This window comes from Mediterraneibacter sp. 210702-DFI.3.120, assembly GCF_020561005.1.
GTDB classification, from domain to species: Bacteria; Bacillota; Clostridia; order Lachnospirales; family Lachnospiraceae; genus Mediterraneibacter; species Mediterraneibacter faecis.
The window spans coordinates 253,771-272,464 of record NZ_JAJCNG010000001.1; the positions used below are offsets into that span (position 1 = coordinate 253,771).

The following is an 18,694-nucleotide window of genomic DNA, read 5'->3' on the forward strand; positions in this document are numbered from 1 at the left end:
TAGGCAGACCCCCCGCATTCTTTGTTCTAGCTCTGTATCGAAACTGTATTTACAGTCTTTTTACATTTCCTGACAAAAGGACTCCATCTTATTTATAAAGTGGTCCGTAGTTCTTACAAGCTCTGAAGTCAGCGCCTTCTTTATCCATTCCAAATGCATTCCATGCTGCCGGACGGTAGATATCTTTCTCCGGTACGTTGTGCATAGATACTGGAATACGAAGCATTGAACACATTGTGATCAGGTCAGCTCCGATGTGTCCATAGGAGATAGCACCGTGGTTAGCTCCCCAGTTGTTCATTACATCATAAGCTGTCTTGAATGCTCCCTCTTTACCATCACATCTTGGAGCAAACCATGTACATGGCCATGTGTAGTCTGTACGTTTCCAAAGCTTATCAGATACTTCTTCCGGAAGTTCAAGTGTCCATCCTTCTGCAATCTGAAGAACCGGTCCAAGGCCTTTTACAAGGTTAAGACGGATCATTGTAGCTGGCATCTGAGCACGTGTCTCGTAACGGCTTGAGTATCCGCCTCCACGGAAGTATCCGTTGTCAGCCATGCACCACTCTGTAGCATCCATGATTGCTTTCTGGTCTTCTTCTGTAACGTTCCACCATTCTTTCATAACGCCGTTACCATTCTCGTCTTTAGCAACACCAGATGCATCAAGACAAGCTGCTCCAGAGTTGATCAGGTGAAGGAATCCACCGTTCTCTTTAGCAACACCCTCGAGGTCATATCCTGTAGCTTTCTTAACTGCCTCTGGGCTCCAGTATGTACGAACATCAGCGAAGATCTGAGCACGTCCTGTAAGAAGTTTCATGAACATCATTCCAAGTCCGTTGAGAACGTCGTTCTCTGTAGCAAGGATGTATGGCTCACGAGCTCCGTTCCAGTCGAAAGATGTATTCAGAACTGCCTCTGCGAAGTCTCCGTTCGGATAGAAGTCTGTCCACTGTCTCTGTCCCTGGAATCCAGCTGCCAGAGCGTTGTGTCCGATTGCTTCCTCTGAGAATTTCTCGTCAAGATTCTTGTTTCCGTTCATAAGGTCTTTGATGATAACTGCCATCTTAACAACGAACTCGAACTGCTCTTCTTTCTCCTCTGGAGAAGCCTGAAGCTCTTCTGGGTTCTTATCCCAACCGATCTTACAAGTCTCTTTTGCCCATTTAAGAGCTTTTTCGTACTCAGCCTTGTCATAGATCTCTTCTGACATACGACGGATGATTTCTACCTCATCAACAGACTCTACACGCATTCCAAGGTAAGACTCGATGAAATCGGAATCGATGATAGATCCGCCGATACCCATTGTAACAGATCCGATCTGAAGGTAAGATGTTCCTCTCATGGATGCTGCTGCAACAGCTGCACGTCCGAATCTAAGAAGTTTCTCTTTAACGTCTTCCGGAATTGTTGTGTCGTCAGCTTCCTGAACGTCATGTCCGTAAATTCCGAATGCTGGAAGTCCCTTCTGTGCATGTGTAGCAAGAACAGATGCAAGGTATACAGCTCCCGGTCTCTCTGTTCCGTTGAATCCCCATACAGCTTTGATTGTCTGTGGATCCATATCCATTGTCTCAGCTCCGTAGCACCAGCAAGGTGTAACTGTAACTGTGATATCTACGCCTTCTCTTCTGAACTTATCAGCACAAGCAGCACTCTCACCTACACGTCCGATTGTTGTGTCAGCGATAACAACTTTAACCGGCTCACCATTTGAATATCTTAAGTTCTCCTCAAACAGTTTTGCTGCTGATTTTGCCATGTTCATTGTCTGCTCTTCAAGAGATCCTCTTACGTCAAGAGCTCCTCTACGTCCATCGATTGTCGGTCTGATACCAATTACTGGATAAGATCCTACTAATCTTCTTTCTGCCATAATTACATTCCTCCTTAATTGTTTGCCTTGCTCTGCTTATCTTCCTTCGCAGAACCGCTTCTTTGAGTATCATTATAGTTCTTTCCTTTCTTTTTGTCTTGTGGTATACTAGAATAAAAATATAAAGATATTCACCTTTTATACAACAAAGTACAATTTATAAACATATATTTCCACATATGTGTTTGTTTTTACACTATTTAGATTTTTAAAGGAGATTATTGCATGAAATACATCAATTACAGAGAAGAACGTAATCACGGAACCATTGATTTTCCAATTGAATTTTATCATGTTACGCCGAATCATCCACGGTATGAAATGTCTTATCACTGGCACATCGAATATGAACTTATTCGTGTTTTAAAAGGGAAATTACTTATGTCAATTGGTGAAAATGAATTCACTGCAGTAGCCGGCGACCTTATTTTTATAAAAGGAGGGCTTCTTCATGGTGGAATTCCTAAGGATTGTGTCTATGAATGCCTTGTTTTTAACCTTGAATCACTCATGGCAGTAAATCATGCCAGCGAACGTCTGCTTAAGAAGATCGGAAGTGACACTCTGACTATCCCTTCCCTTATCAAAGCACCCGTAAAGAATTTAGAGCATATCACCTCCATGATGTTTGAACATATCAAAAAGCGTACTGAAGGGCACGAGCTTATGGTGATTGGTACTCTGTACGAATTCTTAGGCTATATTCTGGAAAATAAATTGTATGAAAACGTTCGAATCATCAGTCAAAAGGATAGCCGAAAAATAGAACATTTAAAGAAAGCTCTTGAAGTGATTGAAAACCATTATGCTGACTGTATCACACTGGAAGATCTGTCTCAGGCCGCCGGTATGAATTCAAAATATTTCTGTCGCTACTTTAAAGATATGACCCATAGAACTCCTGTTGACTATCTGAATTACTATAGAATAGAACAAGCTTGTTTCAAGCTCGTTACTTCGAATGAATCAATCGCAGACATCGGACTTAGCTGTGGATTTAACGATGTAAGCTACTTTATCAAAACCTTTAAAAAATATAAAGGAATGACACCGAAGAAATATCTTCGCGCACCACTGTAATCAAAAATTGCGAAACCGGTCAACTCCCCATCATTTTTTCACGCAAAAGGAGATCCCCTTACGGAGATCTCCTTTTTTCATATCTCATTCGCTCATGAAATATCCTTATTTATCTTCTTTTTCTGCAGCGTATACAGTTACCAGTTTGTTCAGGTAATCGTATCTCTCCATAGCCTCCTGCTCATTGAGAGCGAAGAGCTTGTCAGCCTTAGCCGGGTTAGCTCTCTTCAGTGCGTTGTAACGTACTTCACCATTCAGGAAGTCCTGGTATCCTTCTGCCTTCGGAGCCTTGCTGTCAAGTGAGAACTTGTCTCCCTCTGCAGCCGGGTTGTAACGGAAGTTATTCCAGTATCCACACTCTACTGCCAGCTGTTCCTCTGTCTGAGCTTTGCTCATACCCTTCTTGATACCATGGTTGATACATGGAGCATAAGCGATGATCAGTGATGGTCCCGGATAAGCCTCAGCCTCAGCGATTGCCTTAACTGTCTGGTTGAAGTCAGCACCCATAGCGATCTGAGCTACGTATACGTATCCGTATGTCATAGCCATTCCTGCAAGGTCTTTCTTCTTAGTCTCTTTTCCGCCTGCTGCGAACTGAGCTGTAGCACCAGTCTTAGTAGCCTTAGAGGACTGTCCACCTGTGTTGGAGTAAACCTCTGTATCGAATACCATAATGTTGATATCTTTCTTGCTTGCAAGAACGTGGTCAACTCCGCCGTATCCGATATCGTAAGCCCATCCGTCTCCTCCGAAGATCCACTGGGATTTCTTAGCAAGGAAATCTTTGTTCTTCAGAACTTCTGCTCTCTCTTCGCAATCGCAATCGAGTGCTTCAAGAGCTGCAACAAGTTTGTCTGTAGCTGTTCCATTTGTAGCGCCTACTGTATATGTCTCAAGATACTCAGTTGCTGCAGCCTTAACTGCCTCATCTGTAGTCTTCTCTGCAATCTTCTCAACTTTTGCTTTCAGTCTGTCTCTGATTGTATTTTGTGCAAGCAGCATACCGTATCCAAACTCAGCGTTGTCTTCAAACAGGGAGTTGCTCCATGCAGGTCCTTTACCTTCTGGTGTTACTGTGTAAGGTGTAGACGGTGAAGAGTTACCCCAGATAGAAGAACATCCTGTTGCATTTGCAATATACATTCTATCACCAAACAGCTGTGTGATCAGCTTAGCGTATGGTGTCTCACCACATCCTGCACAAGCTCCTGAGAACTCAAGGAGTGGCTGTTTGAACTGGCTTCCCTTAACTGTTGTCTCTTTGAATTTAGCAACAACTTCTGGTTTAACCGGAATCTCTCTACCAAAGTCGAAGAATGTCTGCTCTCCTGCATTAGCTTCCATGTTAGCCATTGTAAGAGCCTTCTCAACTTCGCCTGTCTCTTTATTCTTCTTGCCTGGGCAGACATTCACACAAGATCCACATCCTGTACAGTCGTAAGCGGATACTGTCATTGTGAACTTCATTCCCGGCATTCCAATCATATCAAGTGTCTTAAGTCCTTCTGGAGCCTGAGCAACTTCTTCCTCTGTCAGAGCTACCGGACGGATAACTGCGTGCGGACATACATATGCACAACGGTTACACTGGATACACTGATTTGGATTCCAAACCGGAATATCTACTGCGATACCACGTTTCTCATATGCAGATGTTCCTGACGGTGTAGATCCATCAACATAATCATTGAATGCAGATACAGGGAGTGTATTTCCTTCCTGAGCGTTAACTTTTGCCTGGATATTCTTAGCAAATGCAATTGCATCAGTTCTTCCGCCGTCTGCGATGTGTGGTGTAGCAAGTCCTTCATCAGCTGCATCTTTCCAGCTTTCCGGAACTTCTACTTCTACGACCTGTTTTGCACCAGCATCGATTGCATCGTAGTTCATCTGAACGATCTTGTCACCTTTTCTTCCGTAAGTAGCCTTAGCAGCTGCTTTCATAAGGTCAATAGCCTCTTCTTCCGGAATGATAGCTGCAAGTTTGAAGAATGCAGACTGAAGAACTGTATTGATACGTCCGCCAAGTCCGATCTCTTTACCAATCTTGATACCATCGATTGTGTAGAATTTAATTCCGTGGTTAGCGATATAAGCTTTCACCTGTCCCGGAAGATGTTCCTCAAGTCCTTCCATATCCCATGGGCAGTTCAGAAGGAATGTTCCTCCATCAACAAGTTCCTGAACCATGTTGTATTTGTTAACATAAGACGGGTTATGACATGCAACAAAGTTAGCCTGATGGATCAGGTATGTTGATTTAATTGGCTTCTTACCAAAACGAAGGTGAGACATTGTAACACCACCGGACTTCTTAGAGTCATAATCAAAGTAAGCCTGTGCATACATGTCTGTGTTATCACCAATGATCTTGATGGAGTTCTTGTTTGCTCCAACAGTACCATCTGCTCCAAGTCCCCAGAACTTACAGTTGATTGTTCCTTCTGGTGTTGTAACAAGTGGCTTACCAGCATCAAGTGAAAGATGTGTAACATCATCTTCAATACCGATTGTGAATTTAGCTTTCTCATCGTTGTGGTATACAGCAACGATCTGAGCAGGTGTTGTATCTTTAGAACCAAGTCCATAACGTCCTGTGTAAACCGGAACTGCATCGAACTTAGATCCTTTAAGTGCTGCAACAACATCCAGGTACAGTGGCTCGCCAAGTGCTCCTGGCTCTTTTGTTCTGTCAAGAACAGAAATCTTCTTAACTGTATCCGGGATAGCGTCGATCAGAGCTTCTGCGCTGAATGGTCTGTAAAGACGAACTTTAACAACTCCGACTTTCTCTCCTGCAGCTGTCAGGTAATCGATTGTCTCCTCGATTGTATCACAAACAGATCCCATAGCTACGATCACGTGCTCTGCATCTGCTGCTCCATAGTAGTTGAACAGTTTGTAGTCTGTTCCGATCTTCTCATTAACCTTATCCATGTACTTCTGAACGATTCCCGGAAGTGCATCATAGAATGGGTTACAAGCCTCTCTAGCCTGGAAGAAGATATCCGGGTTCTGAGCTGAACCTCTCTGGCATGGGTGGTTCGGGTTAAGTGCATGTGCGCGGAACTCGTCGATTGCTTCCATGCTTACCATGTCTTTCAGATCTTCATAATCCCATGTCTCGATTTTCTGAATCTCGTGTGATGTTCTGAATCCATCAAAGAAGTTGATGAATGGAATCTTTCCTTCAAGTGCTGCACAATGAGCAACCGGAGTAAGGTCCATTACTTCCTGTACGCTGGATTCACAGAGCATAGCTGCTCCTGTCTGACGACATGCATAAACGTCAGAATGATCTCCAAAAATTGACAGTGCGTGGCTTGCAAGTGCACGGGCAGATACGTTGAATACTCCCGGAAGCTGCTCACCAGCAACCTTATATAAGTTAGGAATCATAAGAAGGAGTCCCTGAGAAGCAGTAAATGTTGTTGTAAGAGCACCTGCTGCTAATGATCCGTGAACAGCACCTGCTGCTCCGGCCTCGGACTGCATCTCTGTAACCTGTACAGTCTGTCCGAAAATGTTCTCCCTTCCTTCAGTAGCCCACTCATCGATATGCTCCGGCATAACGGATGAAGGCGTAATCGGGTAAATAGCTGCTACTTCTGTATATGCATAAGAAACGTGAGCTGCTGCCTGATTACCGTCCATGGTCTTCATTTTTCTTGCCATTTTTATTCCTCCTTAGGTGTTACATAGGTTTTACACTGAGTTAAGTATAATTAATTCACATGTAGTTTCATTATATCTCCAAAAGTCACAAAAGTCTAGAGTTATAAATATCCTCTTTTGTATATTTTCGTGTACAGCGCAGTGTTTTGAGAATAGTTATCAGTGCTGTTATTGGGGATTATTAACTAAAACAGGCAGAAATAGGAAAAGCCAGAAGAGTACTTTCTGTTGAACATTAACTCTTCCGGCTTATGAATCACTATACTTTTTTCTTATCATTCTATCTGTTTTTAAACAACCGGTCATCCCACTTCGGTGGTTTTTTCCCTTTGATCTTTGTTGGCACCGGCTCATACTGATCCACTTTTTTCTTCTCATTTCTTTTTCTGCAATGCCTTCTGCAATAGATCAGCACAATTCCTGTCACAATCACCAGGCAACCTGCCAGAAGTTCTGACACCGGAAATCCGATTCCCGGAAGAACAAGCTGATCTGTTCTAAGCCGCTCGATCCACACGCGTCCTGCCCCATAACCAAACAGGTACATAAGAAAGAGCTCACCTTCATATTTCTTATGTTTCCTATACAGAAACAATATAATAAGAAGTCCGGCACACCATAATGATTCATACAAAAATGTCGGGTGTACCTGAATATAACTGACTCCGTCAATTCTCTGCATATTCTCGCGCATAAGTTCTGTAATATCTCCCGGCCTTACTGCATCAACCGGAAGCCTCATTGCAAACAGACAATCCGTGTATTCTCCAAATGCTTCCCTGTTAAAGAAATTCCCCCAACGTCCAAGCATCTGACCATTCAGAAGCGCCAGTGCAATTGTATCCAAAATCTGAAATGGTGATTTTTTCTTAACAGCAGCCATCACAAAAACTGCGATCACTGCTCCGATCACGCCGCCATAAATTGCCAGACCACCTTCTCTGAGATTAAAGATAGACAAAAGATTATCTTTATATAAATCCCAGGAGAAAATCACGTAATAGATTCTTGCACCCGCAATTCCTGCGATTACTCCGACAATTCCCATATCCAGATAGTCTTCCGGATTTTGTCCTGTTCTTTTTGCCTCCGCTGTGGCAATCAGAAATCCAATCAAAATTGCTGCACCGATGATCATGCCGTAGTAAGCAATGGAAAAACCAAAGATGCTGATGCTTTTTCCTACATGATCCAGATAAATCCCTAAATTCGGAAAGCTGATATTGTAATGCATATTATGTTATTTCCTTTCATATCCACAGAAATCAGGAACAAATCTAGTTGTCCCTGATTCCTGTTTTTACTGCTTTTCCAATTAGAAAACAATGAATCTAACCGGTTTTTAAGCATATTCCCTATATCTGTTAAACGTTAAATCTGAACAGCATGATATCTCCGTCCTGAACGACATAGTCTTTTCCTTCCAGACGAACTAATCCTTTTTCTTTCGCTGCCGCATGAGTTCCACATGCCATCAGATCATCATAACTTACTACTTCCGCACGGATAAATCCACGTTCAAAGTCTGTATGAATCTTACCAGCTGCCTGTGGTGCCTTAGTTCCCTTCTTGATTGTCCATGCACGAACTTCCGGCTCACCTGCTGTCAAATAACTGATCAGTCCAAGAAGATGATAGCTTGCCTTGATCAGCTTCTCAAGTCCGGATTCTTCCAATCCAAGATCCTCAAGGAACATTGATTTTTCATCGTCATCTAACTGAGAAATTTCTTCTTCAATTTCTGCACATACTACGAACACTTCGCATTCTTCCGCTTTTGCATACTCACGGACTGCCTGAACCCCTGCGTTGTTCACACCATCATCCGCAAGATCATCCTCAGATACATTTGCTGCAAAGATTACCGGTTTTGCTGTCAGAAGATTATACTCTGCAAGCCATGCCTGCTCATCCTCATCCTCTGTCACAAAGCTCTTCGCCATCTTATTCTCTTCCAGATGCGCTTTCAGACGGTTCTGAAGATCCAGCTCTTTCGCCGCCATCTTATCGTTTCTTGAAAGCTTCACTGTCTTGGAGATTCTTCTTTCAAGAACCTCAAGATCTGAGAAGATCAGCTCAAGGTTGATTGTCTCAATGTCACGCAGCGGATCAATGCTTCCGTCTACATGAACGATATTAGTATTCTCAAAGCATCTTACTACATGAACGATTGCATCAACCTCACGGATGTTGGCAAGAAACTGGTTTCCAAGTCCTTCTCCTTTTGATGCTCCCTTCACAAGTCCTGCAATATCAACAAACTCGATTGCTGCCGGAATGATCTTCTTTGTATGATACATCTCTCCAAGCACATCCAGTCTCTTATCCGGAACTGTTACGACACCGACATTTGGGTCAATTGTACAGAATGGATAGTTTGCAGATTCTGCACCGGCCTTTGTCAGTGAATTGAACAGTGTACTTTTTCCTACGTTCGGTAATCCCACAATACCAAGTTTCATTTTCTCTATTTCCTCCTTAAAACCTTGATTTCTAAAGCTAAATCCACAAGGTCTATTTCTCTTATTTTCTGTTATGTGACTCTTTCACAAAAAGAAGCCCCAAAATAGCATCTAATATTATACTATAATGGGGCTTGAATTTCAATCTCTCGTCTCCATCAAAATCACTTTTCCAAACACGAAAGAGATCTTCACTTCATCTTCACCTTCTGCAAACTCATTACTCACACACAAGCTGTCTCCTGATGAGAGCAAATGATTCTGCAATGGATATTTTGCACCGCTGATACAGAAATCCTCAACCGGAAGTTGCATCGGAAATACTGAAAAATACTTTCCGAAAGCTTCTTCTCTGCGAATTGCGATTCCATGATCAAGCAGACGAATTCTATTATGACTGTCTAAGATCATCGCTTGAGATCCTGCTTCAAGTGCAATATTCAGGCACTGAACATTAGCCCAGAAATGATCCAGACGATTTCCTGTTCCTCCAAGAATCCAGATTTCTTTTCTTCTGAGTCCAAGACACATACGAAGTGCAATCTCCGTATCAGACGCATCCTTTACCGGATTGAACTCCCGGATCGGTACACTTGCTTCTTTTCTATAATAATCGATCACTTCTTCCGGTACACTGTCAAAATCTCCCACAATGTAATCCGGCTTGATCTTATGTTCATAAAGAAATGCGAGTCCTTTATCTACTCCGATAATAAATTCTGTCTCTTCTGCCTCAAGAATCGGAAGGACAAAATCTTCTTCCAGCATTCCCCCGCTCACAATAACTGTTCTCTTACACATTGCCGTTTAAAATCTCCATAAACTTTGCTGTATTATCTTTGATATCACCTTTAAAAACGCCTGAACCTGAGACCATTACATTCGCTCCGGCTGCAAGTACTTCTGCCACGTTTTTATGATAGATTCCACCATCTACTTCAATATCAGTTGTAAGTCCTTTCTCATTCAGAAGGTTTCTCAATTCACTGATACGCTCCAGTGATTCCGGAATAAATGCCTGTCCGCCGAATCCCGGTTCTACAGACATGATCAGAAACATCTCTGCCTGATCCAGATATGGAAGCAGTACATCAACCGGTGTCTTTGGTTTAATAGAAATTCCCACTTTCGCTCCTGCTGCATGGATTTTATCAATTGTTGCCTGCAGATCTTCACATGCTTCATAATGAACTGTAACGATATCTGCTCCTGCTTTCACGAATTCTTCCACATAACGAATCGGTTCTGTCACCATGAGATGAACATCCAGTGTCTGTGTTGTTGCTCCCTTGATCGATGCGAGAACAGGCATTCCAAAGGAAATGCTTGGAACGAACATTCCGTCCATCACATCAAAATGAATATACTCTGCGCCTGCTTCTTCTGTTAATTTCAACTGCTCTCCTAAAATCTTGAAATCTGCTGAGAGAATAGATGGTGCCAAAATATTTTTCATAAACTTAATACCTCTTTCTTTCCTTTAGTTCACGGTACATCTCCGTATAATCTTCATATCTGATCTTATGGATCTTCCCTTCTTCAACTGCCTCTTTTACAGCGCATCCGGGTTCATGAATATGGTCACAGCCATTGAACTTGCACTGTCCTTCAAACGGTGTGAATTCCGGAAAATAATATTTTAAATCTTCTTTTTCGAAATCATTGACATAAAGAGAACTGAATCCCGGAGTATCCATAATATAAGAATCTTCTCCAATCACGATCAGTTCGGAATGTCTTGTTGTATGTTTCCCACGGTCAATCTTCTTACTGATACTTCCTGTCTCCATCTTCACTTCAGACTGCAGAAGATTGATCAGGGATGATTTTCCAACACCGGAAGGACCTGCAATCGAAGTTGTCTTTCCTTTTAAAAGTGATTTTAACTCACTGATATTTTCTTCTTCCTTCGCACTTGTGAAGATTACCGGATATCCGCATCCGGTATAAACTTCTTTCAATTCTGCAATTTCAGGATGACTGGCAATATCCGTCTTATTAAAACATAATACGACAGGTATCTCTTTTCGTTCCATCATGACAAGAAAACGATCCAACAGATTATAATGTGGTTTCGGTTTTGTCACCGCAAACACAACCAGTGCCTGATCAATATTGGCTACTGCCGGACGAATCAACTCATTCTTACGCGGCAGGATCTCTGTGATATTTCCTGTCATTTCTTTTTCATCAAGTACCTCGATCACAGCATCATCACCGACCAACGGCTTGATCCCGTCTTTTCGAAAAGCACCTTTTGCTTTACATTCAAAAATTCCGGATTCTACTACATTCACGTAGTAGAATCCGGCAATCCCTTTTATTATCTTTCCCTGCATATACTTGCTCTCTGTTATCATTGATTCGTGTTCTCTTCTGTCCCGGAATCATTTCCTGAATTTCCACTATCCGGGGCTGATGGTTGAGATCCTTTGCTGACCATATACTGAACAGTTGTTCCTTTTTCTACCTGCGTACCAACGCTGACAGACTGATAGAACACCTGTCCTTCTGGATATTCATCACTATAATCTTCGCCAATATACTCCGGTGTAAGTCCTGCCTGCTTCAACAGTTTTTCCGCTGTATTCTGGTCTTTATAGGAAAGATCCGGTACTGTAACCACCGTCATCTTTGGTCCTTTACTCACCACATATCCGATTGTTGTACCTTTAGATACTTCTTTTCCGGCATCTGTATCCTGTGAAATAATAACTCCTTCTTCTACAGTATCACTGTAATCTTCAGTTGCATTTCCGGACAAACCTGCCTGTGAAAGTGCTGCTTCAGCATCCGACTGGGACTTTCCGGTAAGTTTAGGAACTGTTGCCGGCTGATTTCCCTTGCTTATTACAAGAGTAACTGTTGTTCCTTCTTTTACTTCTGCCCCTTCACTCGGACTGACAGAAACAACTTCTCCCTGTTCCACATCATCACTGTAGACCGGATCACCTTTCTTCACAACAAGATTCTTATCCTGAAGTGCTTTTTCTGCATCAGCTTCTGCCAAACCAACAACACTTGGAATCGTTGTCATCTTAGCTTCTTCACCACTGCTGATCACAACATTGACTGTTGTATGCTTCTTTACTTTCTTTCCATCAGCAGGATCCTGGCTGATAATCTTTCCTTTTGCAACAGTATCGGAAGGCGCAGTTGATTTATGGATTCCGAGATCATATTTGTTCAGTTCTTTCTGAGCTTCCTCATATGTCTTGCCTGTCACATCCGGTACTTTTACCATCTCTGAATCTGTTTGTTGTGTAGTCGTTCCTTTTCCACCTTTAAATACGCCCACTGCATTTCCTACAAGGAACATGATCAAAAGTGCGATCACAACACCGGCAACAACCATAAGAATCTTCATGATCTTCTTCGTGTCTTTATTCACTTCATTCTTCTTACGGCGATCATCATAGCGGCTTCTGCGGCGATCATCATAATCATCGTCATCATCATAACGGCTTCTGCGGCGGTCGTCGTAATCATCGTCATCATCATAACGGCTTCTGCGGCGGTCATCGTAGTCATCGTCATCATCATAACGGCTTCTGCGGCGGTCATCGTAATCGTCATAGTCATCCTCGTAATCGTCGTCATAATCATCATTATAATTCTGACGATTCTTCATACGATTCAGTTCATCCTGTGACATAACAACCGTGGTCCGTCCTGTATCCTGGGATGCTGCCGGCATACGTTTTGTCACACCATCAAGAACTACAAAATCTCCATCCGGATCTACCAGTGAGTGCTTCAGATCCTGAAGCAGTTCCTCACAGCTCATATATCGTTTATTCGGCAGTTTCTGTGTACATTTCATAATAATGCACTCCAGACTGTACGGAATATCCGGTACTTCTTCTGCAGGAGACTTGATCACTTCATTCAAATGTTTCAAAGCAACCGTCACTGTCGAATCTCCGTCAAACGGAACATGCCCGGTGATCATCTCATACATCGTGATACCTGCTGAATAGATATCACTCTTCTCATCTACAATACCGCCTCTGGCCTGTTCCGGAGATGTGTAATGTACAGATCCCATCACCGTTGTTGTTACTGCCTGCGTTGCCGTTGATGTCGTAGCCCGCGCGATTCCGAAGTCAGTAACCTTAACCTTTCCATCTTTGGAAATAATAATATTCTGCGGCTTAATATCCCGGTGAATGATATGGCAGTTATGCGCTGCCTGAATGCCTGTCACCATCTGAATAGAAATACTGATCGTCTCTTTTGCTGAAAGCTTTCCTTTCTTCTCGATATAATCCTTCAGCGTAATTCCTTCTACAAGCTCCATGACCATATAATAAAGACCACGATCCTGCCCTACATCATAGACATTGACTACGTTTGGATGCATCAATCCTGCTGCTGCCTGAGCTTCGCTTAAAAACTTCTTAATAAACGTCTCATCCGAACGATATGTGCTCTTCAACACCTTGATCGCAACAAAACGATTCAGCTTATGGTCCTTGCCTTTATAGACATCTGCCATTCCGCCAGAACCGATACGACCAAGTATCTCGTATCGTTTCCCTAAAAATACTCCTTCTTTAATCATACACTCACCTCATCTGCAAATGGCTCAAACAATACCACTCCGATGTTATCTGTTCCTCCATTCTCTTTTGCTGCTTCCACCAGCATCTCACCTGCCTCGACGATATCCCGGCTTCCCTGCACAATATGGAAAAGTTCTTCATCTTCCACCATATTACTTAATCCGTCTGTACACATCAGAATGATGTCTCCCCGTTTCAGACGGTGTTCATAAAAGTCCACATCCACATCAGCTTTTGCACCGATCGCTCTTGTGATAATATTCTTATCCGGATGATGCTTCGCTTCTTCCGGCTTAATTCCACCGAGACGAACCATCTCTTCTACAAGAGAATGATCCTTACTTAGCTGTTGGATTCCCTGATTGATCAGATACAGACGGCTGTCTCCCACATTGGCAAAATACAGCATCTGTTCTTTCACAGTAGCGGCAACAACCGTTGTTCCCATCCCCTTCAGATGTTCGTCACCGGATGCTTCTTTGATAATCTCACGATTGGCAGCCTTGATTGCTTTCACAAGAACACGTTCGATATCCTCACCCTCGCTCTTCGCAATCTCTTTGATCATCACTTCCACCGTACACTTGGAAGCATAATCTCCTGCCTGATGGCCACCCATACCATCCGCTACCACGAACAGGTTCTGGAGAATACCCAGTGGTTTTCCCGTCGTAAAGACGTAGTCCTGATTTACCTGTCGCACCATTCCAACATCTGTAATTGAAAATGTCTTCATACCTTCTATTCTCCTTCAGTTTCTACGTAGCGGCGCCTGAGCTGACCGCAGGCTCCGTCAATATCAGAGCCCATTTCCCTTCTTATAGTAACATTTATTCCGCTTTTTTCAAGTTTATTTTTGAAATTCAAAGCACTTTTCCGGCTTGGACGAACAAAATCACGCTCTTTTACCGGGTTGACCGGTATCAGATTGATATGACAGTTCTTATGCTTTAATAAATGAATCAGTTCCTGTGCATCTTCATCCGTATCATTCACACCATGTACAAGACTGTACTCAAAGCTCACTCTCCGGCCGGTTTCTTTGAAATATTCGTCACAGGCTGCGAGTACTTCTGTGATATCATATTTATTTGCAACCGGCATCAATTTTCTTCGTTTTTCCTGATTGGAACCGTGAAGCGAAAGTGCAAGTGTAATCTGTAAATGCTCTTTCGCCAGTTCTTTCATCCTTGGAACTATTCCACAGGTTGATACGGTGACATTTCTCTGACTGATATTCAGTCCATGCTCATCTGTAAGTAAATGAATAAACTTCAGGAAATTATCGTAATTATCCATCGGTTCTCCGGTTCCCATGATCACCACATTCGAAACCCTCTCACCACTTATCTTCTGAATCTGATAGATCTGTCCAAGCATCTCAGACGGAGAAAGATTTCTCACCAGACCTCCGATCGTTGATGCACAGAATGCACATCCCATCCTGCAACCGACCTGGGAGGAAATACAGACAGAATTTCCATGCTTATATTTCATAAGAACACTTTCGACTACATTTCCATCGTAGAGACGGAACAGGAATTTGTTCGTACCGTCAATCTGGGAAATCTGTCTCTCAAGCATAACAACCGGGAGAATCTCATAATTCTCTTCCAGTTTTTCCCTCAAAGCCTTTGAAAGATTCGTCATCTCATCAAAATGATCTACCAGCTTCACATGCAGCCATTCATAAATCTGTTTTGCACGAAATGCTTTTTCTCCGATCGCCGCCATCTCTTTCTGTAATTCTTCATATCCATAAGCACGGATATCCTTCTTCATCTTAAAGTTTTCCTCCTGTATTTCGTTTTTTCTGTGAGTTATTCACATTATTTGTTTGCTTTTTCTATTTTTTCACATTTCCTGAAAATCATGCTTTTTCTTTAATCTTGCAATAAAGAATCCGTCACAATCGTGAACTCCCGGGAAGAATTGGATACATCCCTTCTCGATCACATCACTTCGTAACTCCTTGCAAAGATTTTCTGTAATATCATCCAGTTCAAATTGTGGGTATTCTTTCAAGAACCAGTGTACATTGTCCATGTTTTCTCCCGGATTTACGGTACATGTGCTGTACAGCAATGTGCCGCCATCCTTGACGATTGCCTGTGCGCAAGTCAGAATCTTTCTCTGCAAATCTGCAAGTTCTTCAAGATCTTCCGGTTGTACGCGATATTTCAGATCTGGTTTTTTGCCAAGAACGCCAAGACCTGAACATGGAAGGTCTGCAATCACAAGATCCGCTGTTTCCTTATCATACTCATCAAATACAGAAGCGTCCTTGCATACAGCACAAATATTTCCAAGTCCGGAACGGTCGATATTCTGCCAAATCAGATCTGTCTTATATTCAGTCAGATCTCTTGCTTCAACCCGTCCTGTCTTTTCTTCTGTTCCATTCTCTCTCGCCGCCACTTCATCTGCCAGCTGAAGCTTCTCTGCCACATGAAGTGATTTTCCTCCCGGTGCTGCACAGACATCAATTACATGATCGCCGGCTTTTGGATCTGCCAGTTCTCCGACAAACATAGAACTGATATCCTGTACTGCAAAGAGTCCTTCCTGAAAACTTTCCAGACCTTCCAGATAATCATAATCTGAAAGATAAAACGCATAAGGAAGATACGGATGTGCTTCTACTTTCGCTCCTTCTGCTTCCAGTTTTTCTTTCAATACTTCCGGTGTAACCCGGTTCATACAACATCGGATCGTAATCGGCTTCTCTTTCTGAAAATCTGCTGCCATCTTCTCTGTAATCTCTTCCCCATATTCTTTCTTCCATAAAGAAAGAATCCATTCCGGGACAGAATATTTCACAGACAATCTCTGTACATCTTCTTTTGGATACTCGATCTCATCCATCTTGCGGACAACATTTCTCAGAACTCCATTCACATATCCCCGCAGACCTGAAAATCCTTTTCGAACCGCAAGCTTTACTGCCTCACTGCACACCGCATGATCCGGTACGCTATCCATATATTTCAGCTGATAGACACTGCTACGAAGAAGATTACGGATGACCGGTTTCATTTTCTTAACCTTTGTCTTAGAAATCTGATTCAAAATATAATCAATTTCTATCATATGTTCCAGAGTACCTTCCACAACTCTGGTGATAAATGCACGCTCACGTTTCTCAAGATATTGATATTTTGACAGAACATCTCCAAGAATCTTATGACTATATGCTCCATTCTCTGTTATTTCCATCAAAATCTCTAGAACGATCTCTCGTTCATTGATCTGCTTTCCCATAAATAATCTCCTATTCTCCGCATTTTGGAGGTTGGCTCTGAACAGTTACAGCATTTTTTCTTTTTATCAGTCATTCCTTCTTCGTCCATTTGTCAGGATCAACAAACGTAAAAGCTGTAAAATCATTGCGGCCGCACTTGCCACATATGTCATTGCTGCTGCCCGAAGTACCTTCTTCACTCCACCAACTTCGTCTTCACGGAGCATTCCTGAATTTCCAAGTACCTTCACCGCTCTTCTGGAAGCATTGATTTCCACCGGAAGTGTTATAAGATGAAATGCCACAGCTACCATAAAGAGCAGAATTCCGATATCAATAAGGAAGCTGGACATCTGGCCATTCATAAACAGGCCGATAATGATCAACGGCCAGGAAATCATGGAACCGAAATTTACGACCGGCACAAGTGCCCCACGGATTGATAAAGGTGCATACCCTTCAAAATGCTGTACTGCATGACCACACTCATGTGCCGCAACTCCGATTGCTGCTACAGAAGTTGAATTATAAACCGGATCAGAAAGTGCCAGTGTCTTGTTTCTCGGATCATAATGATCGGTCAGATTTCCCGCAATATGAGTCACCTGCACATCATAGATTCCATTTCTTCTGAGGATCTGTTCTGCCGCTTCTCGTCCTGTCATCCCTGAATAACTGCGGATCTTCGAATATTTTGCAAATGTTCCTTTCACCTGGGACGATGCGAGCAGGCTGAGAACCACACCGATCAGTACCAGTATATAAGTCCAGTCATAATAAAATCCATAATACATACTAAAACTACCTCCTGTTATCTATCTGCAGTCCCCCTCTAGAAGTCCTCTTATTCCTGTGTAAATTTAACTCCGCTTTCAATTGTGTATCCCCTTAAGAAAGCTCCTGTATCCATTCTCTTTTTCCCCGGAATCTGAAGTTCCAGAACTCGTAAGACGCCATCCCCTGTCTGAACAGTAAAGGAATCTTTCTCTACACTCAACACTGTTCCAGGCTCTGCTTTTACCGTGCCATCAGCCTCTGCTTTTGCTCTCCAGATCTTCACTACCTTTTTGTCCCAATGTGTGTAAGCACTTGGCCAGGAATTCAGGCCACGCACCAGACGTTCGATCTGTACTGCGGATGTATTCCAGTCAATATTTCCAAGCTTCTTATCGAGCATTCTGGCATATTCTGTCGGGCTTTCTCCCTGCTTCTCGAAAGTTGCCGTATGATCTTCAATAGCTTTCAGAGTCTCTACACAAAGCTTTGCTCCTGCCTCTGCAAGCTTATCATGAAGGCTTTCTCCTGTCTCATCTTCTGTGATCGGCACTTCAACCTTCTGGATCATGTCGCCTGTATCCAGTCCTTCGTTCATCTGCATTGTTGTAACACCTGTCACTTCCTCGCCATTGATGATAGACCACTGGATTGGCGCGGCACCACGGTATTTCGGAAGTAGAGATGCGTGTACATTAATACATCCGTATGGTGTCATCTCCAGAATTTCTTTCGGAATGATCTGACCAAATGCAATGACAACCATCACATCTGCATTGTATTTTCTCAGTTCTTCTACACATTCCGGATCACGGATCTTCTTTGGCTGATAAACCGGAATCCCATGTTTCAGCGCAGCTTCTTTCACCGGAGTTGGCTGCATCTCTTTACCGCGTCCCTTTGGTTTATCTGGCTGGCTCACTACGAGACATACCTCATGCCCTGCTTCCACCAGTGCCTCCAGTGTTCCCACGGAGAAGTCCGGTGTTCCTATGAAAATTATTCTCAT

The 18,694-nt window shown here is 42.8% G+C and carries 14 protein-coding genes; 1 reads left to right on the plus strand and 13 read right to left on the minus strand.

Going from position 1 to position 18,694, the window contains the following annotated elements; translation table 11 throughout:
- Positions 1-88: 88 nt before the first annotated feature.
- Entirely contained in the window at positions 89-1,885 is a 1,797-nt protein-coding gene (locus tag LI162_RS01305) for an L-fucose isomerase (protein ID WP_227155530.1), read from the minus strand.
- 225 nt (positions 1,886-2,110) lie between these two features.
- Between LI162_RS01305 and LI162_RS01310 the strand changes: the two genes are divergently transcribed.
- Positions 2,111-2,965: an AraC family transcriptional regulator gene (locus LI162_RS01310; protein ID WP_020436388.1), complete on the plus strand. Its 855-nt coding sequence runs from the start codon at positions 2,111-2,113 to the stop codon at positions 2,963-2,965.
- 105 nt (positions 2,966-3,070) lie between these two features.
- On the opposite strand, the gene nifJ is transcribed toward LI162_RS01310, so the two are convergent.
- The 12 genes from nifJ to fmt form a co-directional block, all read right to left on the minus strand.
- On the minus strand, positions 3,071-6,643 hold the full coding sequence (gene nifJ / locus LI162_RS01315; RefSeq protein WP_227155533.1) for a pyruvate:ferredoxin (flavodoxin) oxidoreductase: 3,573 nt from the start codon (positions 6,641-6,643) through the stop codon (positions 3,071-3,073).
- A 280-nt stretch (positions 6,644-6,923) separates the two neighbouring features.
- Complete coding sequence (gene lgt / locus LI162_RS01320) at positions 6,924-7,877, minus strand: prolipoprotein diacylglyceryl transferase (protein ID WP_055160922.1); 954 nt, start codon at positions 7,875-7,877, stop codon at positions 6,924-6,926.
- A 130-nt stretch (positions 7,878-8,007) separates the two neighbouring features.
- On the minus strand, positions 8,008-9,105 hold the full coding sequence (gene ychF, locus LI162_RS01325) for a redox-regulated ATPase YchF (RefSeq protein WP_227155535.1): 1,098 nt from the start codon (positions 9,103-9,105) through the stop codon (positions 8,008-8,010).
- Positions 9,106-9,246: 141 nt separating this feature from the next.
- Positions 9,247-9,906 (minus strand): thiamine diphosphokinase, encoded by a 660-nt coding sequence (locus LI162_RS01330; RefSeq protein ID WP_020436384.1) that lies wholly within the window; start codon positions 9,904-9,906, stop codon positions 9,247-9,249.
- Entirely contained in the window at positions 9,899-10,561 is a 663-nt protein-coding gene (gene rpe, locus LI162_RS01335) for a ribulose-phosphate 3-epimerase (RefSeq protein ID WP_015528369.1), read from the minus strand. The genes LI162_RS01330 and rpe overlap by 8 nt, the downstream gene beginning before the upstream one ends.
- A 4-nt stretch (positions 10,562-10,565) precedes the next feature.
- Entirely contained in the window at positions 10,566-11,444 is an 879-nt protein-coding gene (gene rsgA, locus LI162_RS01340; protein ID WP_055146417.1) for a ribosome small subunit-dependent GTPase A, read from the minus strand.
- A gap of 17 nt (positions 11,445-11,461) precedes the next feature.
- Positions 11,462-13,669 carry a Stk1 family PASTA domain-containing Ser/Thr kinase gene (pknB, locus tag LI162_RS01345; RefSeq protein WP_055158337.1) on the minus strand — a complete coding sequence of 736 codons (2,208 nt, stop codon included), beginning with the start codon at positions 13,667-13,669 and terminating at the stop codon, positions 11,462-11,464.
- The gene (locus tag LI162_RS01350) at positions 13,666-14,406 is read right to left on the minus strand and encodes a Stp1/IreP family PP2C-type Ser/Thr phosphatase (protein WP_020436380.1); all 741 of its coding nucleotides are present in this window, start codon (positions 14,404-14,406) and stop codon (positions 13,666-13,668) included. The genes pknB and LI162_RS01350 overlap by 4 nt, the downstream gene beginning before the upstream one ends.
- Before the next feature lie 5 nt (positions 14,407-14,411).
- Positions 14,412-15,452, minus strand: a complete 1,041-nt coding sequence (gene rlmN, locus LI162_RS01355) for a 23S rRNA (adenine(2503)-C(2))-methyltransferase RlmN (RefSeq protein ID WP_020436379.1) — start codon at positions 15,450-15,452, stop codon at positions 14,412-14,414.
- A gap of 72 nt (positions 15,453-15,524) precedes the next feature.
- A complete protein-coding gene (gene rsmB, locus LI162_RS01360) occupies positions 15,525-16,931 on the minus strand; it encodes a 16S rRNA (cytosine(967)-C(5))-methyltransferase RsmB (RefSeq protein WP_227155537.1) in 1,407 nt (468 codons plus the stop codon).
- A 66-nt stretch (positions 16,932-16,997) separates the two neighbouring features.
- A complete protein-coding gene (locus LI162_RS01365) occupies positions 16,998-17,705 on the minus strand; it encodes a zinc metallopeptidase (protein ID WP_015528375.1) in 708 nt (235 codons plus the stop codon).
- A 50-nt stretch (positions 17,706-17,755) separates the two neighbouring features.
- The gene (fmt, locus tag LI162_RS01370; protein WP_227155539.1) at positions 17,756-18,694 is read right to left on the minus strand and encodes a methionyl-tRNA formyltransferase; all 939 of its coding nucleotides are present in this window, start codon (positions 18,692-18,694) and stop codon (positions 17,756-17,758) included.